35 protein-coding genes are annotated in these 25558 nt (G+C 40.1%); 25 read left to right on the top strand and 10 right to left on the bottom strand.

Going from position 1 to position 25558, the window contains the following annotated elements:
- Window positions 1-117 precede the first annotated feature (117 nt).
- Window positions 118-2160 carry a T9SS type A sorting domain-containing protein gene (locus tag AC1XUO_RS18995; RefSeq protein WP_483331353.1) on the top strand — a complete coding sequence of 681 codons (2043 nt, stop codon included), beginning with the start codon at window positions 118-120 and terminating at the stop codon, window positions 2158-2160.
- Between the two features lie 211 nt (window positions 2161-2371).
- Here the strand turns inward: AC1XUO_RS18995 and AC1XUO_RS18990 are convergent, their stop codons facing one another.
- The gene (locus tag AC1XUO_RS18990; RefSeq protein ID WP_483331352.1) at window positions 2372-3280 is read right to left on the bottom strand and encodes an ROK family protein; all 909 of its coding nucleotides are present in this window, start codon (window positions 3278-3280) and stop codon (window positions 2372-2374) included.
- Window positions 3281-3353: 73 nt separating this feature from the next.
- Window positions 3354-4064, bottom strand: coding sequence for an SDR family oxidoreductase (locus AC1XUO_RS18985; protein WP_483331351.1), 711 nt, complete (start codon window positions 4062-4064; stop codon window positions 3354-3356).
- Between the two features lie 62 nt (window positions 4065-4126).
- Here AC1XUO_RS18985 and AC1XUO_RS18980 point away from each other — a divergent pair, with 62 nt between their 5' ends.
- Window positions 4127-4855, top strand: coding sequence for an MlaE family ABC transporter permease (locus AC1XUO_RS18980; RefSeq protein ID WP_483331520.1), 729 nt, complete (start codon window positions 4127-4129; stop codon window positions 4853-4855).
- Between the two features lie 64 nt (window positions 4856-4919).
- Complete coding sequence (locus AC1XUO_RS18975; protein WP_483331350.1) at window positions 4920-5681, top strand: ABC transporter ATP-binding protein; 762 nt, start codon at window positions 4920-4922, stop codon at window positions 5679-5681.
- Here AC1XUO_RS18975 and AC1XUO_RS18970 read toward each other — a convergent pair whose 3' ends face one another.
- Together AC1XUO_RS18970 and AC1XUO_RS18965 are read right to left on the bottom strand one after the other, a co-directional pair.
- On the bottom strand, window positions 5682-7199 hold the full coding sequence (locus AC1XUO_RS18970; protein WP_483331349.1) for an oligosaccharide flippase family protein: 1518 nt from the start codon (window positions 7197-7199) through the stop codon (window positions 5682-5684). It lies immediately after the preceding gene.
- Between the two features lie 155 nt (window positions 7200-7354).
- On the bottom strand, window positions 7355-7960 hold the full coding sequence (locus AC1XUO_RS18965; RefSeq protein ID WP_483331348.1) for a TetR/AcrR family transcriptional regulator: 606 nt from the start codon (window positions 7958-7960) through the stop codon (window positions 7355-7357).
- Between the two features lie 125 nt (window positions 7961-8085).
- Here AC1XUO_RS18965 and AC1XUO_RS18960 point away from each other — a divergent pair, with 125 nt between their 5' ends.
- From AC1XUO_RS18960 to AC1XUO_RS18950, 3 genes are all read left to right on the top strand, one after another.
- A complete protein-coding gene (locus AC1XUO_RS18960; RefSeq protein ID WP_483331347.1) occupies window positions 8086-8208 on the top strand; it encodes a hypothetical protein in 123 nt (40 codons plus the stop codon).
- Between the two features lie 484 nt (window positions 8209-8692).
- Window positions 8693-9280: a Panacea domain-containing protein gene (locus tag AC1XUO_RS18955; protein WP_483331346.1), complete on the top strand. Its 588-nt coding sequence runs from the start codon at window positions 8693-8695 to the stop codon at window positions 9278-9280.
- 10 nt (window positions 9281-9290) lie between these two features.
- The gene (locus AC1XUO_RS18950) at window positions 9291-9743 is read left to right on the top strand and encodes a hypothetical protein (protein WP_483331344.1); all 453 of its coding nucleotides are present in this window, start codon (window positions 9291-9293) and stop codon (window positions 9741-9743) included.
- Between the two features lie 461 nt (window positions 9744-10204).
- Here the strand turns inward: AC1XUO_RS18950 and AC1XUO_RS18945 are convergent, their stop codons facing one another.
- From AC1XUO_RS18945 to AC1XUO_RS18920, 6 genes are all read right to left on the bottom strand, one after another.
- On the bottom strand, window positions 10205-11899 hold the full coding sequence (locus AC1XUO_RS18945) for a hypothetical protein (protein ID WP_483331343.1): 1695 nt from the start codon (window positions 11897-11899) through the stop codon (window positions 10205-10207).
- Window positions 11890-12132, bottom strand: coding sequence for an ABC-three component system middle component 6 (locus tag AC1XUO_RS18940; RefSeq protein WP_483331342.1), 243 nt, complete (start codon window positions 12130-12132; stop codon window positions 11890-11892). Before AC1XUO_RS18940 ends, AC1XUO_RS18945 begins: the two co-directional genes overlap by 10 nt.
- Window positions 12129-12761 carry a hypothetical protein gene (locus tag AC1XUO_RS18935; protein ID WP_483331341.1) on the bottom strand — a complete coding sequence of 211 codons (633 nt, stop codon included), beginning with the start codon at window positions 12759-12761 and terminating at the stop codon, window positions 12129-12131. The genes AC1XUO_RS18940 and AC1XUO_RS18935 overlap by 4 nt, the downstream gene beginning before the upstream one ends.
- A gap of 1 nt (window position 12762) precedes the next feature.
- Window positions 12763-12936 carry a hypothetical protein gene (locus AC1XUO_RS18930; RefSeq protein WP_483331340.1) on the bottom strand — a complete coding sequence of 58 codons (174 nt, stop codon included), beginning with the start codon at window positions 12934-12936 and terminating at the stop codon, window positions 12763-12765.
- Window positions 12937-13372: 436 nt separating this feature from the next.
- A complete protein-coding gene (locus AC1XUO_RS18925) occupies window positions 13373-13894 on the bottom strand; it encodes a hypothetical protein (RefSeq protein WP_483331339.1) in 522 nt (173 codons plus the stop codon).
- A gap of 29 nt (window positions 13895-13923) precedes the next feature.
- Window positions 13924-14625, bottom strand: coding sequence for an XRE family transcriptional regulator (locus tag AC1XUO_RS18920; RefSeq protein ID WP_483331338.1), 702 nt, complete (start codon window positions 14623-14625; stop codon window positions 13924-13926).
- 94 nt (window positions 14626-14719) lie between these two features.
- Between AC1XUO_RS18920 and AC1XUO_RS18915 the strand changes: the two genes are divergently transcribed.
- The 19 genes from AC1XUO_RS18915 (at window position 14720) to AC1XUO_RS18825 (ending at window position 25478) form a co-directional block, all read left to right on the top strand.
- Entirely contained in the window at window positions 14720-14995 is a 276-nt protein-coding gene (locus tag AC1XUO_RS18915; RefSeq protein WP_483331337.1) for a hypothetical protein, read from the top strand.
- Between the two features lie 30 nt (window positions 14996-15025).
- Entirely contained in the window at window positions 15026-15412 is a 387-nt protein-coding gene (locus AC1XUO_RS18910; protein ID WP_483331336.1) for a hypothetical protein, read from the top strand.
- 26 nt (window positions 15413-15438) lie between these two features.
- The gene (locus tag AC1XUO_RS18905) at window positions 15439-15576 is read left to right on the top strand and encodes a hypothetical protein (protein WP_483331335.1); all 138 of its coding nucleotides are present in this window, start codon (window positions 15439-15441) and stop codon (window positions 15574-15576) included.
- Between the two features lie 31 nt (window positions 15577-15607).
- Window positions 15608-15865 (top strand): hypothetical protein, encoded by a 258-nt coding sequence (locus tag AC1XUO_RS18900; protein ID WP_483331334.1) that lies wholly within the window; start codon window positions 15608-15610, stop codon window positions 15863-15865.
- Window positions 15866-15976: 111 nt separating this feature from the next.
- Window positions 15977-16198 (top strand): hypothetical protein, encoded by a 222-nt coding sequence (locus tag AC1XUO_RS18895; protein ID WP_483331333.1) that lies wholly within the window; start codon window positions 15977-15979, stop codon window positions 16196-16198.
- 22 nt (window positions 16199-16220) lie between these two features.
- Complete coding sequence (locus AC1XUO_RS18890; protein ID WP_483331332.1) at window positions 16221-16502, top strand: hypothetical protein; 282 nt, start codon at window positions 16221-16223, stop codon at window positions 16500-16502.
- A gap of 142 nt (window positions 16503-16644) precedes the next feature.
- Window positions 16645-17049 carry a hypothetical protein gene (locus AC1XUO_RS18885; RefSeq protein ID WP_483331331.1) on the top strand — a complete coding sequence of 135 codons (405 nt, stop codon included), beginning with the start codon at window positions 16645-16647 and terminating at the stop codon, window positions 17047-17049.
- Window positions 17030-17206, top strand: a complete 177-nt coding sequence (locus AC1XUO_RS18880) for a hypothetical protein (RefSeq protein ID WP_483331330.1) — start codon at window positions 17030-17032, stop codon at window positions 17204-17206. The genes AC1XUO_RS18885 and AC1XUO_RS18880 overlap by 20 nt, the downstream gene beginning before the upstream one ends.
- Window positions 17203-20277, top strand: a complete 3075-nt coding sequence (locus AC1XUO_RS18875; protein ID WP_483331329.1) for a primase-helicase family protein — start codon at window positions 17203-17205, stop codon at window positions 20275-20277. The genes AC1XUO_RS18880 and AC1XUO_RS18875 overlap by 4 nt, the downstream gene beginning before the upstream one ends.
- Window positions 20278-20304: 27 nt before the next feature.
- Entirely contained in the window at window positions 20305-20805 is a 501-nt protein-coding gene (locus AC1XUO_RS18870) for a hypothetical protein (RefSeq protein ID WP_483331328.1), read from the top strand.
- The gene (locus AC1XUO_RS18865; protein WP_483331327.1) at window positions 20802-21194 is read left to right on the top strand and encodes a hypothetical protein; all 393 of its coding nucleotides are present in this window, start codon (window positions 20802-20804) and stop codon (window positions 21192-21194) included. Before AC1XUO_RS18870 ends, AC1XUO_RS18865 begins: the two co-directional genes overlap by 4 nt.
- 207 nt (window positions 21195-21401) lie before the next feature.
- Complete coding sequence (locus tag AC1XUO_RS18860; RefSeq protein WP_483331326.1) at window positions 21402-22406, top strand: reverse transcriptase domain-containing protein; 1005 nt, start codon at window positions 21402-21404, stop codon at window positions 22404-22406.
- Window positions 22357-22656, top strand: coding sequence for a hypothetical protein (locus AC1XUO_RS18855; protein ID WP_483331325.1), 300 nt, complete (start codon window positions 22357-22359; stop codon window positions 22654-22656). The genes AC1XUO_RS18860 and AC1XUO_RS18855 overlap by 50 nt, the downstream gene beginning before the upstream one ends.
- Before the next feature lie 13 nt (window positions 22657-22669).
- Window positions 22670-23407 carry a hypothetical protein gene (locus AC1XUO_RS18850; protein WP_483331324.1) on the top strand — a complete coding sequence of 246 codons (738 nt, stop codon included), beginning with the start codon at window positions 22670-22672 and terminating at the stop codon, window positions 23405-23407.
- Window positions 23408-23429: 22 nt separating this feature from the next.
- On the top strand, window positions 23430-24506 hold the full coding sequence (locus tag AC1XUO_RS18845; protein WP_483331323.1) for a DNA cytosine methyltransferase: 1077 nt from the start codon (window positions 23430-23432) through the stop codon (window positions 24504-24506).
- A 49-nt stretch (window positions 24507-24555) separates the two neighbouring features.
- Window positions 24556-24897 (top strand): hypothetical protein, encoded by a 342-nt coding sequence (locus AC1XUO_RS18840; RefSeq protein WP_483331322.1) that lies wholly within the window; start codon window positions 24556-24558, stop codon window positions 24895-24897.
- Complete coding sequence (locus tag AC1XUO_RS18835) at window positions 24894-25088, top strand: hypothetical protein (protein WP_483331321.1); 195 nt, start codon at window positions 24894-24896, stop codon at window positions 25086-25088. Before AC1XUO_RS18840 ends, AC1XUO_RS18835 begins: the two co-directional genes overlap by 4 nt.
- A complete protein-coding gene (locus AC1XUO_RS18830; protein WP_483331320.1) occupies window positions 25085-25213 on the top strand; it encodes a hypothetical protein in 129 nt (42 codons plus the stop codon). Before AC1XUO_RS18835 ends, AC1XUO_RS18830 begins: the two co-directional genes overlap by 4 nt.
- A gap of 4 nt (window positions 25214-25217) precedes the next feature.
- Complete coding sequence (locus AC1XUO_RS18825) at window positions 25218-25478, top strand: hypothetical protein (RefSeq protein WP_483331319.1); 261 nt, start codon at window positions 25218-25220, stop codon at window positions 25476-25478.
- Window positions 25479-25558: the final 80 nt, after the last annotated feature.

Here is a 25558-nt window from a genome sequence, read left to right as displayed (position 1 = left end):
TGGTGGTTATGTCACCGCTTGCTCATTTTTCCTGTGCGAAAAAGGCAACAATAAAAGAAGAATGATATATTTGCTACCAAATAAATTTATTAGCTATTGAGAAATAATTCTACTAAAATGACTTTACTTAACAGAAAAGTTTTTGCCGCATTCCTTTGCCTTTTCGCTTATGTCACTCCGGGGTACAGCCAGCGTTTCTATTCCATAGTCTTCGATAAATTGCCTCGGGATATGCAGTTGTATGCCAGGGACGATGATAATCTTGCAGAGGTTCCAATATCCGGTATTGTCGAACTTCCCGGTTGGGATTATGTGTCCGTTGTGACATTTAGAAATAATGAACGGGTAGGTTATACTCGCTCCTCTCTCAATTATGGAGAAAAAACTACTGGAAGTTTTGATTTGAAACCGAAAATCAAAGCTGAAATGGCCGATTATAGTTTTCAGATATATGCGCGCAAAGGTGCAGATTCTGTGCTGATCGTTCAGAGAACAGAAATTGTTGCTGGGGATTTTTACATCATCAGCGGTCAGTCGAATGCTGCTGCTACAATTTTCGGGAATTGGTCGAGTAAATATTGTCGCACAATTGCCCGAACGCCAGCTGATAATGATCCCGGAATTGGCGCAGGAGATACACTCTGGTTGCCAGCCGCCTGGTCGTGGACCTATGTCGGCGCGTGGGGACTTGAACTCCAAAAGAATATTTTGGAAGAGGAAAACATTCCAACCTGCCTCATTAACGGTTCCTTACCCGGAAAAAAAATAAGCGAGTTTTTGGTCAGAGATGAAAAAAATCCTGCAAATCCCGATTCATTTTATGGATTACTTTTACATCGTCTGAATATTGCAAAACCTAAAAGAGTCAGGGCGTTTTTCTGGGCCCACGGCGAGCAGGAAGTTTTTGAAAACATCGGCAACTATGCTCAGGATTATGACAAATTATTCAAAAACTGGCAGAAAGATTTTCCTATGGTTGACCAATTTATTGTCGTTCAGAGCAATGTAATCGTTCTTGATAATGATGTGCCAAATCCGGTAGGTGGCTCGGTGCGGGATTTTTTGAGGAGAACAAAATATTTATACCCCAAGACAGACACATTTTCACCGATTGGCGTGCCGGGGTATGATGCCGTTCATTATTCAAAAGAGGGTTACGAAGAGTTAGGTAGACGTTTATTTCGGTTTATCAGGCCGACGATATATAAATCAGACGATACAGATAATGTCCGCAGCCCCGATATTCAAAAGGCTTTTTATTCCTCAGACAAAAAGGACGAAATTATTCTAACCTTTGATGAAGGCCAGACCTTGAAATGGGCTGCGGACACAACCATCACGGGACAAGACGGAAACCCGCTTGTGATGAGCCTTAAAAATCTATTTTATCTGGACAACGATGAAAAAAATGCGCACTTCTCAGCGGGAAAAGTTGACGGAAACAGAGTTATACTAACTTTAAAAAATCCGTCGACAGCTACCAAAATCAGTTATCTTCCTTCTTTTATACCAAAAAACTTACCGCTAATCGTTCCTTTTTCATTTAAGATTGGATTTTTCAGCGGACCATTTTTAAGAAATAAAAGAGATTTGGGCGCTTTTTCATTTTACGATGTCGCCATTGGAAACAGCTTGCCGACTACAAATCTTATGACTTCGAAGTCATCATTCAACTCAGTAAATATTTCCTGGACTGCCGTCAACGGAGCAACTAATTATGTTTTGGAGAAAAAGTCGCCAGGTTCAAATGAATTCAAAACTTTGAAGCGGTTTGATTCCAAAACGCTATTGTTTGAGGATAAAGATGTAGAAACGACTTCGGCTTATACTTATCGGATTAAGTCGGTTAGTGAAATGTCTGAGTCGGCTTACGCAATTTCAGCGATTGATCTTTCTCCTGTTTTAGGCAATGAGCCTGACCAGATCGTCTGGAAAATTTATCCAAATCCGGTAAGTGATCTTCTGCAGGTTGAGTTTCCAAAATCAATATCCGGACATTTTCAGATTGTGAATACGAGGGGCCAAATCCAGTATGACTCACAACTTAAATTCAGCAGTATTATTGACCTGAATATTTCCGGCTGGGCAGCAGGGATTTATGTATTGAATTTGAAAAATGAAAATGGCGTTGTATTATCAAAAACAATCGTAAAGGAATAAGTCTGGCTTGCCAGGATTATTCCTTTACGATAATGATATCAAAACCAAGTCGTCCGCTAGTAAGTTTATCTTAATTGTATGTCGGAAAAATAAGAGTCGATTTGGCTAACCACCCAAAAAACTCAACTTATTTCAATTTGTCCAACAAGTTTCCAATCACCATTTCTTCGTTCCAGGTCAGAAGACCTACGATGAACCAGATCTGATTTATTTATTCAAAACACAAAGATGCAGCACCCAATAAACCAGCGTCATTCGCAAGTGTGGCTCTTTTGATACTGATTGTCTTCATGTAATAAGGAGTGAGCCAGTAGTTGAACCGCTCATTGATTGCAGGCAAAATATATTCAAAAGATGCCGAAATACCTCCACCGATCAAAATTGTTGTGATATCCAGAATTCTGATCATCGAAACCAATCCCTCACCTAACAAATAACCCATTTCCTGGAAAATCTGCTTGGCAAGCTCGTCACCAGCTCCTGCCGCCGCAACCAGTCCTGTTGTTGAGATCGTTCCATTATCCGGCAATTGCGTTTTTCCTGTATAGGTCGCCCGCATTGTGTGCGCAAGATCCAAAAGTTCTTTCTTTCCAATATTGCGTTCAAGCACTTTTCCGCCTTTTGATGGAACGTGTCCTGGCTCCATGGCATTTCCACCACCACCTTTGAAAACTTTTTTATCAATAATCGCAGCGCCGCCGATACCAGTTCCAAGTGTCACGAAAATATAGTCCTCAGGAAGTTTATCTTCTCCAAAATAATATTCCCCAAGAGCGGCTGCATTTGCATCATTTTCGAGGAAAAAATCATGTTGAGGAAAACGAGCTTTTAAATCAGGAACAATCGCAATTCCATCAATTTCAGGAATCGCAGTGATTTCCAGTAACGTGGTACGATCGCGCGAGATCAGGCCGGGAACACCTATTCCAACTCTTTTAACTTCTGTATGTTCAACTAACTGCAAAGCAATGGCATCTCCAAGTCTTTCGATAAAATGACCTGAATTGCGCCAGCTAGCGGTATCGTGGCTATAAAAATTAGAAATTCGCCCGTCTGTAGCATCAACGATCCCCATTTTTACGTTAGTACCACCCACGTCTATACCAAGGTATTGTTCCATGAAATGAAATAAGGGTTTTATAAATAATTTTAAAAATGCGGCAATTTAGCAAAAATGCTTTATTCTTCACTAATCAATCCAGATCTCCAAGCTGAGGTCGGATTAAAATTTCCTCAATTACTGCTCTGGAAGAGAGCGAGTAGGCCGACCAGATTGATTCGGCTACATCTTTCGGGTCGATAAATCTTTCGGCCGGCAGATCCGTTCCCTGCCAGCTGTCAGTCAGGGTAGCACCAGGAAGTATCGCCGTGACCTTTATTCCATGTGGTTTCATTTCCTCACGTAAAACTTTGGTCATACCATACAACGCAAATTTTGAAATGCAGTACGATCCGCCGTTTGGATAAGCCGTAATGCTGGCCGTCGAACAAATCGTAAAAATATGCCCTTTTTTTTCAGTCATCATTTTTTCGACAACACCTCTTGTCAGGTGGTAGGCGCTGTAAAGATTTGTCTCAATCGTCTTCTCCAAAGTTCCCTCTTCCTCATTATGGACTTGTCCGGGAATAAACACACCGGTGTTATTGATCAGCACATCAACCGGGCGCTCATGTGATTTGATGAAAGCGATAAATGAATTTAATTCGGCTCTGAGAGAAAGATCCGATTTTTGAAAATAAACTTCAGCATCCGAAAACTTCTCTTTCATTTCGTTTTTCAGTTCAAAAAGATCATTTTCGTTTCGTGCGCAGGTGATAACATCGAAACTTCCGGCCAAAAACCGTTCAATCAAAGCTTTTCCAATCCCTTTTGTGCCGCCGGTTATTACTACTAATGGATTCATTTTTCTATTTGGCTCTTTTTTTGTCTAATTTTCCCGAAAATATTGAATACTATTAAGATATGATGTCGGTAATCGGAAAATACTTCATTTTTTTAGGATCGCTCTTTGGCAAAGGCGAGAAATTGTCGGTTTATTGGCGGCGTTTTATGGAAGAATGTGTGGGGATCGGGGTTAGTTCTGTCTTCATCGTAGCCATTGTTTCCACTTTTATTGGAGCAGTTTCCTGTATCCAAACGGCTTATAATTTGGTGAGCCCCATCATACCGGTATCCACGGTTGCACTTATCGTGCGTGATATGCAGATTCTGGAACTTGCTCCTACAATTACCTGTATTGTGTTAGCAGGAAAAGTTGGGTCAAATATCGCGAGTGAGCTTGGTACAATGCGGATTACGGAACAGATCGATGCGCTGGAAGTGATGGGGATTAATTCTTCCTCTTATCTGGTTCTTCCAAAAGTTTTGGCTGCAATGTTTACGTTTCCAATGCTCGTCGTTATGGCTGCTTTTCTCGGAATTTTTGGCGGATATCTCGCCGGAACATTAACGGGCGTTATTACCGAAAGAGATTATTTGTACGGAATCCGCGATTCATTCGTACCCTACAATCTATTTTTTATGTGCATAAAGCCATTTGTATTTGGTTTTTTGATTGCCACCATCTCGTCGTACCAGGGCTTTTTTACGCAAGGCGGCGCTTTGGAAGTTGGTAAATCGAGTACTCAGGCAGTTACAAACAGTTGTATTTCTATTCTGGTAGCTGATTATTTACTTGCGCAGCTATTATTATAATTAAGGATTTTGGATCATCCTGTCTCAATGATTGTTTTGATCTCAGATAAATTACAAACCTGAAATGATTGAAGTAAAAGATATCAACAAGGCTTTTAATGGGAAAGCGGTACTGAAAGGTATATCAAGCTCATTTAAGGAAGGTGAGATAAATCTGATTATTGGCGGAAGCGGAACCGGAAAAAGCGTATTGTTAAAATGCATGATCGGTTTGATCAAACCTGACCAGGGGAGTGTTCTTTATAATAACCGCGATTTTTATAATTCTGATAAAGAAACGCGACAGGCCATCAGACGGGAAATGGGCGTTTTATTTCAGGGAGGGGCATTATTCGATTCCCAGACGGTAGAAGAGAACGTTCGGTTTCCATTGGATATGCTGACTGATTTTTCAGCAACTGAAAAGAAGGAACGCGTCGATTTTTGCCTTCAGCGGGTCGGACTTGAAGCTGCCGGAAAAAGAATGCCTTCTGAAATTAGTGGCGGGATGAAAAAACGTGTTGGTATCGCCAGGGCGATTGTGATGAATCCTAAATATCTTTTTTGTGATGAACCCAATTCGGGTCTTGATCCGCTTACCTCAGTGAAAATTGATGAACTGATTAAGGAGATAACAGAAGAATATAAGATTACAACGATTATCATCACGCACGATATGAATTCTGTCATGGAAATCGGACAAAATGTGATGTTTTTGTATCAGGGAGATAAGCTTTGGGAAGGTATCAGTAGTGATATCACCAAAACCACGGTACCGGAATTGAATGAGTTTATTTTTGCAAACAAGCTTTTAAGAGACGCAGCCAAGGAAAACGAAAACAAATAATTATTTAAAACCAAGTTTTCGCTGAAAGCGTAACGGTAATGCTTTCCGTTCTGAAAAAAATACGATTACACAAAACGCAAGGAACAACAACATGTGATATGCAAAACTTGCCGTGGAACCGGAAGGAATCAGATACGAATCGATGAGAATAAATACGCCGCCGCCGAGAATATAGGCAAGTGCAGAATTAATCTGATACGGTACGGGATAATATTTCTGGCCATAATAATAACAAAGTACCATCATCACCAGCCCGGATGTTGCAAATGCAAACCCGCACCCCAGATAACCGATTTTTGGCACCAGTATTAGGTTCAATATGACCGTTATGGCTGTACCCGTCAAAGTAATGTAGGTGCCATACTGGGTTTTATTGGAAAGTTTGAACCAGGTTGCCAGGTTATAATAGATACCTAAAAAAAGAAAGCCAAGCAAAAGCCACGGAACCACGGACAATCCTTCGTGGTATATTTTCTTTCTCAAAAATAATTCAGCAAGTAAGTGCAGGTTCAGGCAAATCCCAACCCACATGGTTGCGCAGATTACGATGAACCATTTCATCACATCTGCGAATAATGCCGGCGCATTTTTATCTTCCGCTTTTGAATAGAAAAATGGTTCAGCAGCATATTTAAATGCCTGAATGGCCAAATTCATGAAAATGGATAACTTAAAACATTGTCCATAAATCCCGATAGCGTCTTTCGTCGTTCGGTTCGGATAAAAGTTTGGCTGAAGAAGATATTGTAAAAATGTCCTGTCAAAAAGTAAATTGGTCACGCCTGCCAGGTTCATGATAAACAATGGAAATGCATATACCCACATTGGTTTAAATAACGTCAGGTTAAAAACGAATTTGAAATCGGCAAACTCGCGGTATAGAAAAGCAAAAAATGTAAGGTTGGCGACAAGGTTTGCCAGAACGATATAACCTGCGGCGACATCTGGATCGTAAAAAAGATCAATGGCGGGTTTTAATATGCTCAGATATTTTTCATTGTAAATATCCCTGCAAACGACCAGAAAGAAAAAGTTCAGAGCAATGTTCATCAGAATATTAAAAACGCGCGCAGAGACGAACTTCTTAGCTTTCTTTTCTAACCGCAATCTGGCAAAAGGGATTGAAACTATGCCGTCAATGGCCATAATAACTGCCATCCAGCGAACCAGTGTGACTTCCTCCGGATAATGGATAATACTTGCAACCTGTTCTGCAAAAAGGAAAATACTCCCTGAAAAGAAAATACTGACGACTATAACGGCACTCAGGACAAGATTATAATATTGCTGGCGGTCGCCTTCTTTTCTGGCGAACCAAAAATAAGCACTTTCCATTCCGAAAGTATAAATAACAAGGGAAAGACCAGCATAACTATATAGCTGAACCTGAGAAGCCAGCTGCTCTGGTAAAAATAATTTTGTGTGTAAAATGACAAGCAGATAATTGAGCATTCTTCCCAACATGGTACTCACACCGTACAATACCGTATCACTGGCAAGTTTCTTTAAGCTGCTCATAGTTTACTGACTTGTCACCGAAGATCTAAAATTAAGCTTGTGGATGATATCTTCGTTTTGCAAATATACGCGAAGTGACCGCGTTTTATCGGTATGCATCATAAAAAAGAGTCCCTCCCGATTTTGGGAAGGACTCTGGAACAGGCAATGTATTTTTATGAGATTGTTGCGATGATCCTGGCAATAACATGTTCAATTCGCTTCCAGCCTTCATCAGAGTGCAAATCCACGTCGATCATTTTTTCACGATAATCCGTTGATATGGTCATGTAATAAATTCCGGCCGAAAGAAAGGCTAACAAGGCGCTTGTATCTTTAAAATTGGGTAGATCCCCAACTTTTTCTACAATCCGTGTAGCGATCTGATTTCTTGCGTCTGAGAGCATTGATTTGCCGGTGCCAATTTCCCAGCGCAACAAATCTCTGGTCGCCTTACGCTCCCGTAAGTCGGCCAGAAAGGTATGCATGAGGTCTGTAAGCACCTTAGCACGTTCATCAGCTGCAACATTATTCAAATTGTCGATATATTCATCTCCCATTGTTGATGTATATTCTCCTGATTTGACATATTGCTCCATCAATCCATCAACGCTTTCAAAGTATCTGTAAATCAATACTTTGTTGACGCCAGCGGTACGTGCAATTAAATTTACACCGACTTTTTCGGTACCATGTTGTTCAATGACCTCGCCTACGGCCTTCAGAATTTTCCCTTTAGTTCGTTCTCGGTCTCTTTTTTTAACTTTTGTGTCGATTTTCATTTACGGGGCATTTAGGTTATACATGGTAAATGTAACATTTCATCCGAAAATATTTATCATATTTCAAGAAGATATGTAACCTTTTTTCTCCTTTGGTTGCCTAATAATTATTCACCGGAAAATAAATGCCGCAGATTCAAATTTTGCTCAGACTTGGATTTGTAGAAGTTATTTATAAACCAGCAAAAAGAGCGGGGGGGGGGAAGAAAAAAGAGCTCATTGAAAATGGATCTGAGGAAGAGCAATAATAAAACAGTCTTTCGATCTGTGGGGAAAATAAAGAATGTGGCTCACTTGGATCTGATCGGTACCATAGCGTTATTCCAATCATCAATTCAGAAGGCGCAATTAACGAGTAACGATTTTTAAAGTTAAGCAAGTATCTGTTATACCGTTTTAGAAAAACTTCTGATATCACTCCAACAAAATTGATTTAATGGTTTCTTCAACCTTCAATTTTTAGGTAAGTTCGTTAAGCATTTTCTGATCAATAAATCAAATTGATTATGAACTTAAATACTTCGTGTGAGTTGATCAGTTTAACTGATAATTGCGATACTGGATGGAAATGAACTATGCTTTTTAAGGTATTGCCCAGAATATTAGATCCTTACATTATTTATTTGTGCGTATACTGACCAACAGACTATTTAAATTCATACTTTTGTGAATTCACTTATTAACCCTCCAATAGCAGTTAAGTATTAGGTAATAGTCTTACTTAACAATTTTATGGAAAGATTTAAAGAAAAAAAATCCCTTCAAGCATTGGTTTATTTGGCTACCAAATTTGGAGGCAAGTTGAACAAAATGAAGGCCTTAAAGCTTATTTGGCTTTCAGATCGCTATCATTTGCGACATTACGGTAGATCAATAACAGGAGATCAGTACTTTGCAATGAAAAACGGGCCAGTGGCCTCTTGCACCAGGGACTTACTTCAAAACACGGTTTTCGTTGGGAGTGATGGGAATTTGATACACTTATCCAAATTTATCAATACTGACATTTCAAGGCGAGGCTATGAATATGCATCGGTTGTGGAACCCAATATGGATGTTTTTTCAGAAACAGATATAGAAGTTCTCGACTTGATTATTGATAAGTACAAGCATTATGATGAGTTCGGACTTTCTAAGTTGTCACACTTATTTCCTGAATGGGCAAGATATGAGGAAAATTTTAAAAGGTCTGATCAAGGTAGATACGATGTGCAGATTGACGATTTTTTCATTAATGTCGATGATAAGCTCGGACTATTTCAAGATGATGAGGAGTATTTAAAAGAGTCAAAAGACATTTTTAAGGAATATTCAGCTTAATTTTTTTTTAATGGATATTCCTTTCCAATTATTTATGCAGGTATTGAAAGAAAAATCAATATTACATTTTTCTTTGGGTTATAAAGACAATCCCGCACCTCACTATTACATTTTAATGAAAAAGGAGCATAGCTTATTGCTCTTTAGTTGTTGTACGTCTCAATTTGATACTATTCGTAAGTTTATTGAAAAGAGAAAATTGCCGTATGAAACCCTTGTTTACATAAAAGATGATGTTACTGAAAATCCATTTAAAAAGGATACATATGTAAATTGCAATAGTCCTGAATTGTTAAGCTATCTTGATTTTGAGACGATTTACATTAAACAGGCAGTAAAATACGTAGGCACGCTCTCAGATGAATATTACGATCTTATTGTTCAAGGAATTCTTAAAAGTAGATTAGTAGATACCGATACAAAAAAGATGTTTGATCGTGGGGCGCAGTTTAACAGAAGTTGACGCGGAGTTAAAAAGTACATTATTTTAAAAGGTCCAGCCGAAAACGTAGGATAGTTAAGATCCGATCCTATGAGCTCAAAGGCTAAAATATATTTGAGGTTTTACATAGATAAATTGCGAAATCCCGAAGTGGAATTAATTCAGAGCTAAACAGGCCTTTTAATGACTTTCCACAATTTGGGCATTTTTCGTACGTCATAGGGACATTAAGTTTAGAGTGCAGATTAAACTTCAGAAACGAGTTTTAATTAGTAGACGTTTCTCATGCGCTCCTGCATTCATCTGTGTGTCTTCAAGTAACTAAGTGACCTGCGGTCTTTATGAATTATGCTCAGCAAAAATTTTAATAAAAGTTGGAGAACCTCAACGCACATATGCTCAGGTGAATAGCCTGCAGCTAGAGACTGACGCCAAGGATGAGCTTTATTTTCCTAGGTTTCGGATTTGAGAGTCACAGTAAATCAAAACCTGAAAAGTTTGTCTCCTTGCGAAAGTTCTAAGATTTTTTTTGAATTTATATATTCTTCACCTAGAAAGGCAATACGCTCTTTTAACACAGAAACAATGAATTGACCATTTAGCTGATCAGCGATATTAAAGATAGTTTGAATTTGATTTCTATGAACAATCTCCAATTTATCATGGACAGCGAACAACGGGAAATCAATTTTTAACGCATTAAAATAACTTATAAAAGCGAAGTCAAAGGCAATTATATCAGTTTTCTTGTATCCGTCACCAACATTTCCACCAAGATTATCAAACTCAAATTTTCTATTATCGGGGTCGTAAAAAATGTAAAGTTTTTCGTTGTGTGTCTCGCTGGTGTACTGAGTAAGAAATTTATTGAATACGTTTTGAATATTTGAAGTTAACTCAGTTAGATATGAAGAAAAAGTTAGATTAACTTCGGTTAAGCTGAGCTCAAGTTCTGATATTTTATTTTGCAGATTTTCGATTGTTTCAATCTGAGAAGATAATTTACCTTTTTCCATATAGAGTACATTGATCTCTTCCCGGATCTTAATCAGATCGTCAAAAGTGCCAGTATTATCAAGGATTGATAGAACCTGCGACTGTTCAACAAGTAATCTGTCCAACTCTCGTTTTTTACCATCTCGCTCACTTTGCAATTTCTTAATGTATTGTTCGACAAATGCTATCTTATTATGAACCATTCGATTATGAAATTCCAGTACTTGCTCAAATGGCTTTTGTATTTCGGGTAAAACTAAGTTCGCCTCGTCATATAACTGCTTAATCGCCTGAGGATCAATCCGTGATTCGCTCTCAATAAGTTCGTTTTTTGTTTTTTGACTCAATGATATACGAGAATTGAGATTACCAATATTAGATGATAATTCTGATGTTGAACTTTTTAAATTCTTCAGCTTAGTGATAAGATGGTCATATGTTGCTGGAAGATCGAAGTTTTTTAATCCGGTCTCTTTCTCTTCTATGAATTTTTGCAAATTCATCAGCCTATTCTGAATTTTAGGATATGAAGAGGCGCCGCTAATTTTTTTTAACTCCTTTCTTTTTTTATCGAGTGTATCTGAGAGGCCCAAGCGCAGAGATATAACTTCTTGATCCGGAAATCCAAAGAGGTATAAAAACATGGCCTCATAGATCGAATCATTAGCAAAATGGTGTAAAATCTTGTACAAATTTCCTTCTGAATAGGAGTCTGTTCGCACAAATTTTTTAATTAAATTTCTAAATGAAATCTTAGTTTCCGATGGATCTATATGAAATATCAATTGGTTTAATTCGGTCGTATATTGGGTAAGATTCTTTTTTTTGATTCCATTAATGTATAAGTCTTGCGCTGGTATAAATGATCTTTGAACGCTGATCTTATTAAAATCTTTCTTTAAGAGATCTAAGGTAAAAACTACTTCATTCTCGATAAGGAAAGCTTTAACTTCATCGTTATCGAGCTTAGTCTCACTGTCGATATAAAGATCTCTGCCCGATGAGCCGAAACAGTAGTCTATTGATCTTATAAAAGTAGTTTTTCCAACATTGTTTCCCGACACTGTGATGTCATCGCTTGCTGGTGTTGTATCAATTATTAAATTAAGTCCATTTAAATTAAAGGGAATATCCCTTATAATGCCTTTTGAAGAGGATATAGTAAGTTTTTCTAAAAGCATTTCTTTATTTTAGTATTGTCGGTTAGTTCGATTGCATTAAGTATAAATAACCAATCCAAAGCATATAAAAAGTAATTGTAAGAGATATCAAGCCCCTTATTTCTGGCAATATACTTATCAAAAACATATTTAGGGTCGACGATTTCAAAAGGTTCGTTGCGGAGAATATCCAGTATCCTACCCCCCATTACATACATACTTTTTTCTGGATCCGTATCCTGAGGTAATATCATGGCATTTTTGAGTTCGGATTTTCTAAAACCTTACAGTCTACAAAAGCATGGCATACAATAGCGATAATGTTAAGTTCCACATTTTCCTGTGACAAGTGTGAAATAGATTCATTGTTGTTTGCTATCTTCAAAAGTAACCGATTGATAACGATTGAAATTATGCTATCAGAATTATCTTGTATAATTTCTATTCTTGGTCTACCGTCGATCCTGGAATCAGCCACCTTTATTTCAGATGCGATTAATTCTCCTACTACTGTTTTGTAAATACTGTTAATGTATTTTAAAAATACTTTTCGTCTTCCTGGTGTATCGGTATCCAGTGCGTCATACGCTGAATCAATATAGAAACCACTCTCACAGTAATTCGATTCTATAAGTTCTTGGTATTGAACTACCTTGTTGAATTCCAGTTTCGATGTTACCTCCGGAGGTAAAGATCTCAAATCGAAAAATTCGTCGTTTTGAGCCATTGCCTCATATAACGCTAATACAACAGCATTCGTATCAGATGGATTGTTGGGTAGTGTCAATAATGAATTTAAGTATTTATCATCAACCACGATTCGGTTATTGACAATTTTTTGCGAATTCATGAAGCCGAATACCCATTGCGATATAGACTTCATATTATTTATTAGAAGCTTTTTGTTTATTTCTCCATCCAAAAGAATTTTGATCGATGGATTTGTCAGCTGAAGTAATTGTGTTTCTTATATTTCTTACACTGTTAGCAACGTACAAGCTAATTAAAAAGGCTAGGATGCCGCAAATATCTGAGATAATAGAAATAATATTTTCCATTTATTGAAGGTTTTTTTGCAAGCTATCTTTTTAAATAATTCAGAACGAACCGTTAAATAACTAATTCGACAAATTTCTATTACGAACGAGTAATTTTTCATCTAGGTTACTAAATAAGGACTAGCCAAACTAGTCGTTTCTCTGAAACAACATTGGTCTCCCTTCGAATATTTGTGTGTCTGTAAACATCTTTGGTTTGATACTTTCGGTACGCTTTAAGAGAAAGTAGGCGCTAGAATTTGAAATAAATGATTGATTTTGGCAGGAAAGAGTCCCCTATATCGACCCCTGAAAAAGAAAAACCGCTGCAACGTATTCAGAAGCAGCGGTTTGTACTAAGTATTGTTGGCCGACAAGTAAGCCTATTATACGTGGTAGTCAACATTTTGCCTGAAAATTAAAAAGTTAATTGGAAGAAAATGGGTAGTTTTTAGCTTTACGTTTGTGATTGAATAATTTTTCTTACCTGGGCAAAAACAAGATCTGCGTGTTTATCAAGTTGTGTGTATTCGTCTTGTGCGTATTTGGTTAAGATTTTCTTTTGCTTCCTGCCAATATTTTTATTGTGCTCTATGTAGTCCATCCGTTCAGGAAATGTTGTAATCATTTGAGAGTTGGGCTTTGTGCTGACATAATTTCGCAGGGTCACATAATACTTGTTTTCAATCACTCTGATTAATAACTGGTAATTGTAACTTTCCTGTTCTACTGATCGGTTGTATCGTCCCCAGTAATCAAGAAATACGCTTACAACTCCGTTGATGACAATTCCGGACGAATCTGGATTTTGTGATATCGATGAATAGTGTTTTGGATTGTTAACGGCCCATCGGTTAATTTTGGAAATTACCTGTGATGTACTTAGTCCGCCGCTTTCTATTTCTGTATGATATTGCAGTTGCGCAAACCCCGGCACATAAAAAACCAGAAATAACAAAACAGTAAAAATTCTCTTCATCGTTGAGTTATGTTAAAAATGTGTTGATATTACCTAGCCGGTGCATCCACAATCCTGAGAACCTTCCAGATCTTCCGGACTTCACTCAGTGGTACTTCAATGTTTCCACCTGTTTCAGTATTATCAGAGTGGAGCATTAATACGCCATTGTTCGGACTGTTTTTTACGCGTTTTACTACGAAGAAATTTGAATAGACCACAGCATACACGCCACTGTTCAAATAAATCCAATCACCTTGCGGTACTTCTTTGCATCTCACTTTGGAACCGGTCCAATAATTCGGCTCCATGCTGTCACCATCTATGTCTATTACAATTTGATCCGATATAGTGCCTTCCAGGTCATTTCTCAATACGCGGTACTTTTCAAATGGTTCGTTAAGTGTATGTTGAAGTTCGGTAAAACTTGCTCTTGCTTTTTGTGGGATATAGGTTAATTCAACATAGGTTGTGTCTGTGGAAATTGTAGCATTACCTGAATTAAACATTTCCCCTTCCCCCGTTCGCCACCAATCTGTATTGACGTTAAATTCTTTAAGGAGTTTATATTCAATGTTCTTGCCTATTGGTTGCTTACCCTTCTCATATTTTGAAACATTAGTCTGCTCTACCCCAATTTTTTGTCCAAAAATTACTTGGTTCAATCCTAAACTTTTCCTTAGTAGAGAAATTCTATTCGCCTTTTCGGTTGTATCGCTCTCATTTTCAGGAATTTGCGTATTGTCTAACATTTTTTTTAAAATAAAAGATTAAATAACCTTTTATCATTAGATTATTTAATCTATATTTGCTTAGCAATTATAACAGAGCGCAAACTACAAAAATATGAATAAGGAAGCAAGAGTGTATGCCCCAGCGGTTCTCCCGATAAAGGAACGGTTACTTATCAGGTTCAAGCGGGCTAGGGTAATTGTTGGTCAGAATTGGCGGGAGAAACTAGCAAAATCGGATCCTTTTTTTAATACTATGGAAGGGGTTAATTATATGAGATCAGTTGGGCAGGCTGTGACTGACAAAGCAAGAAGCGATGTTGACCGGATTGAAAGAGTGACCATTGCCCTTGAAAAACTTGCCGGTATTGAAAGTGCCCCCGTTTGCTAATTGAAAAATCAACTAAACCAATCATACATCGTGAACAATATTAATTCTTTCGAAAAAGCTTGTGAATTTCTTGGTTACGTCGCACAGGATGAAGTTCCTTATGCAGAGCCAAAGAATGACCGCCAACTGGCAGTAAATGCATTTGCTAAGACTGTGGTCGTTATAGCGGCTATTAATGCCAATGAAGACGGCACTTTATGGGTTCCTGACTTTGATACGTATGAAGAGAAGTATGAAATCTGGTGGAATATGCGGTCCAAAGCCGCGGGTGGTCCCGGGGTCTCGTGCAACGATTACCGCTTCGACGCCTCGTACTCGAACGTCGGTGCCCGCCTGGTTTTTCGCAGCAGAGCAAGAGGGCGTTATTTTGCCGACACGTTCGCGGATATGGCAGCAGGATGGATGATCATTCAATAAGTCAACTATAAAACCCCAAAATAATCATGGAAGAAATCGCATCAGACCCTAAATGGATCATCGTCGGAGCTAATTGTTTAATAGTAGCCGCATTTTTTTTGGTGGCCTACATTGGCGGATCTGTATTGAACAGTATCCGTAAGGAAAGAAAAGAGAAAGACTAATAATTCCCCAAGCTAAACCAAACGTAAAACAATGACTTACCAACAGATTATTTCGACGCCTTGCTCCGCTATGAGCGGTTTGACTTACGAGGCTTATTTTAAGCTGCTGAATGATTCCTATCGCCAATTCATCATCATGGAGGCAGAGCAGAAGGATGAAACGAACATGACGTATTACGCTGACCGTTCAAGAAAAATGACCGATTTGGAGCGCCATATTAGCACACTTGAAAAACACGAGCACTATAAAAGATTCTTCGTTCAAAGCAAGAAACAACTGGCAGCATGATTTATCTGGGATCTTTCGGTTTGGTGGCGTTAACAGTATGTTCGGCCGCTTTGATAGCAGGAATTGCATTTACACTTTATTCATTCAAAAACGCCGTACTGGTAGATGATTATGACAACCCAATCGAGGAAAGTATTAACACCGAGGCTTAGAACCGTTCCTGCTGCACAGGAGGGAGAATATGCGGAATTGGATCAGATCCGTTGCGCCTTATGCCGGAAGTTGCAGGCCGCAAAAATTTATCCGGACCGCAAAAAGAATAAAAAGATGCACAAATGTATCAGCTGTGGCCATGTGAACATGGAGCAGGATTGGGATTCAGTGCAGGATTAATCACCATCAAAATTTAAAGACAATGAACATTCATGAGCTAATTCATGCCTGGGAAAGAAATGCCCTTCCAGAAGATTCCGAGGCTTTACAGGACGCGATCAAAACAGTTGAAGAACACGAAGCTGAGATGTCAAAATGGGAAAAGGAGGCACTTGGTATGCCGGTAAAAGGGCTTTATAATTTCCCACTCGGGATTTGTGCGCATTTGAGAAATGATCTGATAAAGTTATCGGCAGCGGTGAAAGCGTCGGAAGATATGATCATTATTGAAGATGCTGAACAGAAAGGAGGTGAACCGAAATGATCAATAAAATACTGTTAGTCATCGGATTTTTAGCCCTGGTTTTCGGCTTCATTTACACGGTCATGATAGCAGCGGAATCCATGTTTCCCAAGCAGGAAGAATTGGAAGAGCCTATAAAGTGGACTGTCAGAAAGTGTTCCTTATGATAGACAAAAATAAAGAATACGATATCCGCCTGAGTGCCAAAGATTGGTTTAAGGTGTGCATGATGTCCCTGGGAATATTTGACTTCCAAATGAATCAAGGATTAAGGATTTTACACATATCAGAGGTGCTTTTATTGTACCAGATTGGCGGTAAAATCCACAGGCCAAACATGACTACGGCACCCGACTGTTGCCTGCTTTCTGTCCCGTTAGAAGAACCTGAACGGGCGGTATTATTGAAAGTTATTGCATGGTATGAAGACAATCTACTGCAATGGCAAGATGAAGTTGAAAAACAATTTGGAGAATCAGCACTGATCGCCCGATATGAGAAACTTACCGAAATCCGCCGCGCTATCCAGACCGCGACCCAAATTAACAGTGATCAATTCGATCGCTGACATATTTAAAATCTGGAAACAGGGCAGGCTTTACATGTTACCTGCCCACGAGAAGGAAAAAGCGAAAGCACTGGTCATTCAGGAACTGGATGCCAAAACGCTGACAGCCGCCCAACTCAACACAATGGAAACCCTACGTAACGTCTTAGAAGGATGAGTATTAATAATATTGACCGTAATGAAGTGCTGGCAGTTGACGGCGGATTAGCTTATATCCTGAGCCGCTACCCACAGGCGGCAGGATGTGAAAACCAGAGAAACAAGCGATTCAAGTTGCGCGACAGTGAAAAAACAGCATCTGCCAGCTTGAAAAGCATTGAAGGTAAATGGGGTGTTACTGATTTCGGCGGTGAAGGGAAAATGATGGATGCCATTGCGATTGCCATGTTTGAAGACAATGTCGATTTTTTAACTGCATTAAAGGATGTTGCCGCATTTTATGAAATCGGTGGTAATAAGGCAGAAGCAGCAAAGCCCGATTACAACAGCTGGGCAGCCAAAGCAGACGAGCAGGAAGGAAAAACCGTATATGAAACAAAAGAACTTACGGGCAGTGAGATAAAAACCATCCTGACCGAAGCGGCATGGCAGGCACTTGGAAAGGATAAAAGCAACGATCCGGAAAAGACTGAAACTTTACGTCTGGCTAATGCGAAGGCTCTTTTTGCGCTTTATCACCTTAAAAGTGTGGCATGGAGAAGACATACTTCAAAAGGTGTCACCCATGAATTCAAGAGTAATGACCGCTTTCCAATTTTCATTTATGAAGAAGGTGAAGGCGAAAACAAGTGGGGGCGTTTTTATCAACCCAAAGCCGAGAAGCAGTACCGGTTTTCCTATTTCGGTGAAAAGCCACGTGTTTTCATCCATGGATTGTCTCAGGCTTACAAGAAGCACGACGACATGAAGGCCAAAGCAGACGCTGATTACGATAAGCTGACCGAAGAAGAACAGGCCAAAGCCAGAAAGGAAGAAGTTAGATTACCAGCGATTATTAATTGCTCCGGTGGATCGGATGCTTTGAATACGGCCGCGATGGGTTACCAGGTTGTTTGGCGCAACTCTGAAAGTGAAGAATGGACGGAAGTGCAGTATTACGGTCTGCGCAAAATCTGTGAATTCTTTTACAATCTTCCCGATATCGACCTGACCGGGATTAAGATTGGCCATAAAATGGCGCTTCAATTTATTGATATGAAAACCATCTGGCTTCCGGAACGTATGCTGGAAGTGCGTGATATTCAAGGTAAAGCGATCAATAAAGATTTACGCGATTTTCTACGTTTCCCACACGAAAGCAAACCAGGTACATACAAGAAAAAAGACTTTGACGAGCTGGTAAGTACTGCTTTGCCATACCAGTTCTGGGACGTTGAAAAGAAGCTGGATAAAAACGGAAAGCCGATTGTCAAGTTTAAAAGGGAGCTTTTGGAATACAAGGCAAACAACCTTCGTATTTACAATTTCCTTTACCGGATGGGCTATTGCAGGCTTAAAACAGATAAGGCGAAAGAGGGATTTGTTTTCGTGCATGTGCATAATAACATCGTACGGGAAGTGGAACCGTCCGAAATGGAAAATTTCATCTACGAATTTCTTGAAAAGCGGAATTCACCGGAAGATTTAATGAACGCCTTTTACCGGTCGCCAAACATGAACGTGCAATCGCTGTCAAAAATCCGTTTTCGTTCGATGGACTTCAAGGCATACGGTCCCGATTTCCAATATCTGTTTTTTGACAATGTGACCTGGAAGGTGACACCAAAAGGCGTGGAAGAATTGCCGGCCGGATCCACCGGCATGCACGTATGGGATGATAAGGTTTTGAAGCTGGAAAGCCTGGTGCATGGGAAAGTTAAATCGTACAAGGCCAAAAGAGAAGAGCCGTTTTTTAAAGCTACCCAGTTACCCAGCGGAGAATGGAATGTGGACGTGCTGCGGAATGATTGTCTGTTCTTTAATTACATCATCCAGACATGCCGCACCAGCTGGCGGGAAGAACTGGAAGAAAGGCTGGATTTCTTTGAAATATTCGATACCAAGGCAAAACAGAATGATTATGTCAGCAATCATGGTCTGGAACAGGAGCAGATTGATGCGATTAAAAAATATGCGAAAGATGAAGCTGGCAGGACTGACTATCGCAAAAAGCACCACGTCCATATTGCCGGGGAATTATTGACAAAGGAGGAAAAAACGATACAAATGACACATCTGGCAAACCGGATGTACGTGATCGGGTATGCCTTGCACCGCTGGAAGTTTGACAATCAGCAGTGGGCCGTGTGGGCAATGGATAATAAACTGAGTGAAGAAGGTGAAAGCCACGGTGGATCCGGAAAATCAATTCTGACCAAAGCGATTGAAAAAATGACGCGTGTGGTGACGCTTCCCAGTCGTGCAGACAAGATGACGGAAAACTCGTTCCTGTTTGAAAACGTAACGCGGGAAACTGATATCATCCTGATCGATGATGCGCACCAGCATATTGATTTCGGGCCATTCTTTGCGCCGATCAGCTCGACGTTTGTCATCAACAGGAAAAATATGAAGTCTATCCAGATCGACTTCTTTGAATCGGGCAAATTCTGGTTCAATACGAACTACGGTGATAAGCAGCTCGATCCAAGTACGCAAAGAAGAAAGCTTCATACGGTGTACTCGGACTATTACCACGACAATGCAAACGGCTATTACCGTGAAGGCCGCAGCCCGAAGGATGATTTTGGCATCAACCTGTTCCGTGATTTTGACGAAAAGCAGCACAACTATTTTTACAACATCATGGCGCAATGTCTGTCCTTTTATCTGTCCGTTGACGGAGTTGTACGCGCACCAGGTGAAAACATCAACAAACGGAATTTGCTGGCTCAGATGGGCGATAATTTCAAAGCATGGGCAGATGTGTATTTCAGTTTGGAATCATTCCATGTGGATGCTGAAACGAGCCGTGACGAAGCGCAGGAGCATTTCTTCCGGAACAACACCAAAATGTCGGCACAAACCTTCCTGAATAAGCTAAAAGCATGGTGTAAGTTCAATGGATACACATTTAATCCACCAGACAAAACCACTACGAAAGACCGAAAACGTATTGTTAGGAACACGTCTGACGGCACAAAGGAAATGCTTTGGATCGATACGCAAAGCTACAATCCGATTACGCAGCCGGACGTGGCAGCAAGCAAAAGTGATGCGGATGATGATGACTGGATGAACAGCAAATAATTTTTAACAATAACTATTAAATCAAAAATGAAAAAGATCGAATTGAACCTTGAAGATGTCCGTGCAGCATACAACGAAGCAACGGATGTAGAAGTAAAAAAAGCACTTCGAAGGATGTTTGGTAAAACTGCACTGGTTGAAAACATCATGGACGCTGTAAAATCCTACGAAGATGCTTGTGAATATGATGGTATCAAGCCACTTACTATCGACCATTTCGAATTCCTGCCAGAACAGGAAAGGGAATGCCAGTTTTACGAGCACCAAATGAATGTGATCAATCGGGTATTGTGCAATGGTTGGGTGCCTGATTATTCAGACAGTAATCAATTAAAATATTGGCCGTATTTCTACTGGGATCAGAATACCGCGGGTGGTCCCGGGTTCTCGTGCCACGATTGCAGCTACGGCCGCTCGAGCTCGTCCGTCGGTGCCCGCCGCGTCTATCCTACTAAGGAATTGGCGATTTATGCAGGGAAACAATTCATTTCAATTCATAATAAAATACATAAACCAAACCAAAAATGAAAAAATCAGAGAAGTTAACCACGTATGCACAAGTTTGCTCAGTAGAAGGAGTTGACCCGATTTTGTCACTTCCGTTCCCAAATGCTGAAAGTGATGAAGAGAAGGCATTGAATGGCATGGCGCAAACCTGGCGAATTATCCGGGTTTTTAATAAAGGTCAAAAACCAGATTTTGACAACAGGGATCAAGAAAAATATTATCCGTGGTGGTATATGCGCTCTGTTGCCGCGGGTGGTCCCGGGTTCTCGTGCCTCGATTACGCCTACGCCTACTCGGCCTCGTACGTCGGTGCCCGCCTCGTTTTCCTCGATTTTGATGCTATGAAATGGGCAACAAGTCAGCCTGAGTTCGTGGAAATCTATAAAACTTGGATGACATTCCCGGAATAAAGAAATAAAGGTGGTGCGCTGCTGACCGCAGGTGGTCCCAGGTTCTCGTACAACGATTACAACTACGACAACTCGAACTCGAACGTCAGTGCCCACATATGTTAAAGATTTTTGGCAGCGCAGACCTTGCCCACATGGCAAAAAACGACTTCTATAATAATGGGGCTTTGGTAGCGACAGCGAATATGACCCGTAAAACATAGGCTCATGAGAAGGAAAGGGAATTTGTATACGCAGATTATTGATATGGATAATCTGAGTTTGGCCGAGCAAAAAGCCATGAAAGGAAAATCCAGGCAACATGGAGTTAAGGAGCACTTAAAAGACAGGGAAGCTAATTTATTGATGCTTCATACTGATCTTCTTAATAAAACTTATCAAACGTCTGCCTATAAAACCTTTGTAATCTTTGAGCCTAAGCGCAGGGAAATATATCGGTTGCCGTTTCGGGACAGAATCGTGCATCATGCCATTATGAATGTTATGGAACCGATTTGGGTGCCAATGTTCACGGCTGACACATACAGCTGCATCAAAGGCCGTGGTGTTCATTCAGCCGGTGCGAAAATACGGGAAGCTTTGAAAAATGAGCCTGATACCAGGTACTGCCTGAAATTGGATATCACAAAGTTTTATCCAAGTGTTGATCATCATATTTTAAAGCAGATCATCCGGAAGAAAGTTAAAGATCAGCAGCTGTTGGAATTGCTCGACGGTATTATAAACAGCGCAGAAGGTTTGCCGATTGGCAACTACCTGAGCCAATACCTGGCTAATCTTTATCTGACCTATTTTGACCATTGGTTGAAGGAAATTATGAAGGTAAAACGCTACTTCCGCTACTGTGATGATATCGTCATATTTTCCAGTTCAAAACCTTACCTGCATCAACTGTTATCTGATATCCGGCTTTACCTTGAAATAGATTTGAAGTTAACCGTTAAAAGTAATTATCAGATATTCCCTGTTGCTGCACGTGGTGTCGACTTCTTAGGATACCGGTTCTTCCATTCGCATACGCTATTGCGTAAGTCCATCAAAAAGAATTTTGCAAGGGCAGTAGCCAGAAGAAAGAGCAAAGCTACCATAGCCGCATACATGGGCTGGGCAAAACATGCAAACTGCTTAAATCTAAACCAAAAACTATTATCCCATGAAAGAAATGAAAAGTTTCAGACAGCTGGGAATCCAGCAGATCAACAACGGATTTGAAGGTGAAAAAATAAAGATCGAACGCGTATTAAACAAGGAGGTTGTAATACACGACTTTAAAATAGAACCTTCAAAATTCCCTGAGAAAAACGAAAAGTGTCTGCACTTGCAAATATCTGTAGACAATCAAAAGCGCGTGATATTCTGCACCGGAGTTGCCTTGCAAACTGCTTTAAAACAAATCCCAAAAGAAGATTTTCCGTTCTCCACGACGATCGTGAAGGAGAATATGAGATATGAATTTACTTAACCGATTATTTATAATGAAACAGCCAAAACAACGACCAATTTTATTTAATGAAGAAATGATCCGAGCTATTGAATCGGGCACTAAAAAACAAACCCGAAGAACTACGGGACTAGGTACATTCAACGATTGGAATACTAATGACTGGAAGTTTCATTCCGTGGCTTATCACCCAGATCAGGGAGTACATGCGTTCTTTACGGCCGTTGACGGGAAAGACTCAGTTTACTCCGCAAAATGTATTTTCGGGGAGATTGGAGATATTTTATATGTGAGAGAAACATGGGGTGTAATGAAATCTCGTGAAGAAGGCTTTGAATTTCCAGTATATAAAGCACAGATAGACAGTTGTGGTCAGGTGCCTAGCTTGGATGAACAGTTATGGGTCACTTATAAAGATCCCTGGAAACCTTCGCTTCACATGCCAAAAAAAATAGCTCGTATTTGGCTTGAAATAACCAACATACGCGTAGAACGCTTACACGACATTAAATCCGAAGATGCTATATCGGAAGGCATTACACAACTAGATCCATGGCCGGAAGTGCCAGACAAACCAAGATATAAGCAGTACGGGCCCGACTATTCCAATGAAATTGATTCTGGACTTTCAGCAGAATTAGCGGTTTTCGACCCTATCTATTCTTTTCTTTCACTTTGGTATAGCATCTACACAGATGAAGCTGTTCAGAAAAATCCGTGGGTTTGGGTGATTGAATTCAAACAAATTGAAAATCCTAATCCAGTAGTGTAAACCTTAACAGATTCGAACCTATATGATACATTTCAGTCTATTTAGCGGTATGGGCGGTTTTGACTTTGCAGCGGAAATGATGGGCTGGAAAAATTATCTGAGTTGTGAAATAAATCCATTTGGTAAAAGGATCCTGGAATATTATTGGCCGGCCGCTTATCATCATGATAATATCAAGACGCTTAATTATGCAACAATTAACACTGAGCTTTCAAAAAGATTTGGGGAATCCTGGCGCTGCGAACCTATCATTCTCACAGGAGGTTTCCCGTGCCAACCTTATAGCACAGCAGGTAAGCAACTTGGAACGGAGGACGTTAGGCACCTCTGGCCGGAGATGCTTAGAACGATTCGGGAAATACAGCCAGATTTCGTTGTGGGTGAAAACGTTCGCGGCCTCATTGGTTGGAATGGAGGGTTGGTATTCGACCAGGTGCGCGCTGAGTTGGAATCTGCGGGGTACGAAGTCATCCCGTTCTTACTTCCAGCTTGTGGCGTTGACGCACCCCACCGGAGGGAGCGAATATGGTTTATTGCCCACGCCGTTAGCAAGGGACATAAAGGGAGGAAGCACGAACACAGTAGAATTGAAAAACGGGAGATTCAGACGCATATCCAAAACAACAGGGAGATCCTTCGGGCCCAAGATTCAGCACGTAGCAAAATTACTCCCATTGCTACCAACTCACACAACGATGGATTTCATGAATCCGAAAACGGACAAAGCGATAATCAGGGAAATGACGGAAGTGAGACCAGGGCGCGCGCAACTTTCAAATCTAAGGGACGTAGTAGTAAGACAACCGGAAAGATTGCTACCCACTCCGACATCATCAATGGTGACAATTCAGGACTTGGAACAAGCAAAATTTCACAGTTCAAAGAGGCCGGTTTATGGCGAGATAATAGAGCCTGGAAGCAGTTCCCTACTCAACCCGCGGTTTGTTCTCGAAATGATGGGCTACCCTCCAAACTGGACGGAATTACCATTTCTAACTGGCGAATAGAATCAATCATGGCGGCCGGCAATGCAATTGTTCCCGAAGTGGCTATTCAGATTTTTAAAGCTATTGAAGAAACAGAGAACGCCGGCCGCTGAATTTAGTAACAACTCTTTAACAGATTCGAACCCTAGACAAATCTTAATTATGGGAAGTAAATCAGAATGGCAGCCTATTGAAACTGCACCAAAGGATCGAAGAATTTTGATTATCGAAGAAACCGGCGAAATATCGGCGGCTTGTCACTGGGAAAGTGAAGGATGGTTTATTCCACGGGATGACGATCAAAGATGTTATGAGTCGTGTTACGGTGGTGAATGTGAAGTGGCGTTGCTCTATCCTTTATTCTGGATGGATTTGCCAGCGGCGCCAAGTCAAATGATTAAAGAAGATTCAAAAAAGGTCGCCAAAGAAGAATATATCCCGTCTTTTTTTGAACAGAATGCAATTTTCGGCGATGGAACAGACACTGACCCATATGCACCATGAAACTACCAATTCAAATTGGAGATACTTGGATTACTCGAAATAAAACGGAGATAGAAATTACCAGCATCGTTGAAACCGATCCGATGCCGGTAAAATCTGAAAATTTATGCTGGACAATGAGCGGAAGGTATTGGGATGATGATTTTGACCATTCGCTGGATTTAATCACAAAAAAGGAATATTCACAATGATAGAAATAGTTAAGATTGCCTATGCAAATCCGGTTTTCACATTTTCATGTTTAGTTGTAATAGGAACTACGCTTGTTGGTATTGCAGAAGGGATTGGTGGCGGGTTTAGAAAAGATAAAGACTAACACTATGGCACTTCCGCCGCTCCCCCGCCACCACATTCAGCCAAAGTCTGTATGGAATGACAAGAAAGGCCGCACGATAATCTGCATGGATATATGGGAAAATCAAAAGGGCTACACTATTGAGTTATTGGTGCTCTTTGGTGAGAAACAAATTGATTTTCAGGTTTTACCCTGGGAAAAGATTTACGACGCTATCCAGTCCGGTAAATGGATCCGGAATTTCACAGAAGAATTCAAGTACTTAAAAGCAAAAAAGCAGTCATAGCAAACGCCGGTATTCAAAAAAGAACCTTGAAATACCAAAATGTATCGACGATCTTATAATTAAAGAAATAATGCAAATCA

It is taken from the genome of Dyadobacter sp. HNCC25DJ186 (assembly GCF_056895235.1).
This window is presented reverse-complemented; position numbering and strand designations above follow the sequence as displayed.

Bases quoted from the DNA above. Each gene is read 5' to 3' on its own strand.
- AC1XUO_RS18840 (WP_483331322.1), top strand. From the start codon at position 24,556: ATGGGAAGTAAATCAGAATGGCAGCCTATTGAAACTGCACCAAAGGAT.
- AC1XUO_RS18955 (WP_483331346.1), top strand. From the start codon at position 8,693: ATGGAAAGATTTAAAGAAAAAAAATCCCTTCAAGCATTGGTTTATTTG.
- AC1XUO_RS18945 (WP_483331343.1), bottom strand. From the start codon at position 11,899: ATGCTTTTAGAAAAACTTACTATATCCTCTTCAAAAGGCATTATAAGG.
- AC1XUO_RS18965 (WP_483331348.1), bottom strand. From the start codon at position 7,960: ATGAAAATCGACACAAAAGTTAAAAAAAGAGACCGAGAACGAACTAAA.
- AC1XUO_RS18870 (WP_483331328.1), top strand. From the start codon at position 20,305: ATGAAAAAGATCGAATTGAACCTTGAAGATGTCCGTGCAGCATACAAC.
- AC1XUO_RS18875 (WP_483331329.1), top strand. From the start codon at position 17,203: ATGAGTATTAATAATATTGACCGTAATGAAGTGCTGGCAGTTGACGGC.
- AC1XUO_RS18860 (WP_483331326.1), top strand. From the start codon at position 21,402: ATGAGAAGGAAAGGGAATTTGTATACGCAGATTATTGATATGGATAAT.
- AC1XUO_RS18980 (WP_483331520.1), top strand. From the start codon at position 4,127: ATGTCGGTAATCGGAAAATACTTCATTTTTTTAGGATCGCTCTTTGGC.
- AC1XUO_RS18915 (WP_483331337.1), top strand. From the start codon at position 14,720: ATGAATAAGGAAGCAAGAGTGTATGCCCCAGCGGTTCTCCCGATAAAG.
- AC1XUO_RS18895 (WP_483331333.1), top strand. From the start codon at position 15,977: ATGACAACCCAATCGAGGAAAGTATTAACACCGAGGCTTAGAACCGTT.
- AC1XUO_RS18845 (WP_483331323.1), top strand. From the start codon at position 23,430: ATGATACATTTCAGTCTATTTAGCGGTATGGGCGGTTTTGACTTTGCA.
- AC1XUO_RS18920 (WP_483331338.1), bottom strand. From the start codon at position 14,625: ATGTTAGACAATACGCAAATTCCTGAAAATGAGAGCGATACAACCGAA.
- AC1XUO_RS18990 (WP_483331352.1), bottom strand. From the start codon at position 3,280: ATGGAACAATACCTTGGTATAGACGTGGGTGGTACTAACGTAAAAATG.
- AC1XUO_RS18960 (WP_483331347.1), top strand. From the start codon at position 8,086: ATGCCGCAGATTCAAATTTTGCTCAGACTTGGATTTGTAGAAGTTATT.
- AC1XUO_RS18930 (WP_483331340.1), bottom strand. From the start codon at position 12,936: ATGGAAAATATTATTTCTATTATCTCAGATATTTGCGGCATCCTAGCC.
- AC1XUO_RS18970 (WP_483331349.1), bottom strand. From the start codon at position 7,199: ATGAGCAGCTTAAAGAAACTTGCCAGTGATACGGTATTGTACGGTGTG.
- AC1XUO_RS18950 (WP_483331344.1), top strand. From the start codon at position 9,291: ATGGATATTCCTTTCCAATTATTTATGCAGGTATTGAAAGAAAAATCA.
- AC1XUO_RS18865 (WP_483331327.1), top strand. From the start codon at position 20,802: ATGAAAAAATCAGAGAAGTTAACCACGTATGCACAAGTTTGCTCAGTA.
- AC1XUO_RS18825 (WP_483331319.1), top strand. From the start codon at position 25,218: ATGGCACTTCCGCCGCTCCCCCGCCACCACATTCAGCCAAAGTCTGTA.
- AC1XUO_RS18830 (WP_483331320.1), top strand. From the start codon at position 25,085: ATGATAGAAATAGTTAAGATTGCCTATGCAAATCCGGTTTTCACATTT.
- AC1XUO_RS18995 (WP_483331353.1), top strand. From the start codon at position 118: ATGACTTTACTTAACAGAAAAGTTTTTGCCGCATTCCTTTGCCTTTTC.
- AC1XUO_RS18975 (WP_483331350.1), top strand. From the start codon at position 4,920: ATGATTGAAGTAAAAGATATCAACAAGGCTTTTAATGGGAAAGCGGTA.
- AC1XUO_RS18835 (WP_483331321.1), top strand. From the start codon at position 24,894: ATGAAACTACCAATTCAAATTGGAGATACTTGGATTACTCGAAATAAA.
- AC1XUO_RS18940 (WP_483331342.1), bottom strand. From the start codon at position 12,132: ATGATATTACCTCAGGATACGGATCCAGAAAAAAGTATGTATGTAATG.
- AC1XUO_RS18890 (WP_483331332.1), top strand. From the start codon at position 16,221: ATGAACATTCATGAGCTAATTCATGCCTGGGAAAGAAATGCCCTTCCA.
- AC1XUO_RS18905 (WP_483331335.1), top strand. From the start codon at position 15,439: ATGGAAGAAATCGCATCAGACCCTAAATGGATCATCGTCGGAGCTAAT.
- AC1XUO_RS18900 (WP_483331334.1), top strand. From the start codon at position 15,608: ATGACTTACCAACAGATTATTTCGACGCCTTGCTCCGCTATGAGCGGT.
- AC1XUO_RS18935 (WP_483331341.1), bottom strand. From the start codon at position 12,761: ATGAAGTCTATATCGCAATGGGTATTCGGCTTCATGAATTCGCAAAAA.
- AC1XUO_RS18855 (WP_483331325.1), top strand. From the start codon at position 22,357: ATGAAAAGTTTCAGACAGCTGGGAATCCAGCAGATCAACAACGGATTT.
- AC1XUO_RS18925 (WP_483331339.1), bottom strand. From the start codon at position 13,894: ATGAAGAGAATTTTTACTGTTTTGTTATTTCTGGTTTTTTATGTGCCG.
- AC1XUO_RS18885 (WP_483331331.1), top strand. From the start codon at position 16,645: ATGATAGACAAAAATAAAGAATACGATATCCGCCTGAGTGCCAAAGAT.
- AC1XUO_RS18985 (WP_483331351.1), bottom strand. From the start codon at position 4,064: ATGAATCCATTAGTAGTAATAACCGGCGGCACAAAAGGGATTGGAAAA.
- AC1XUO_RS18850 (WP_483331324.1), top strand. From the start codon at position 22,670: ATGAAACAGCCAAAACAACGACCAATTTTATTTAATGAAGAAATGATC.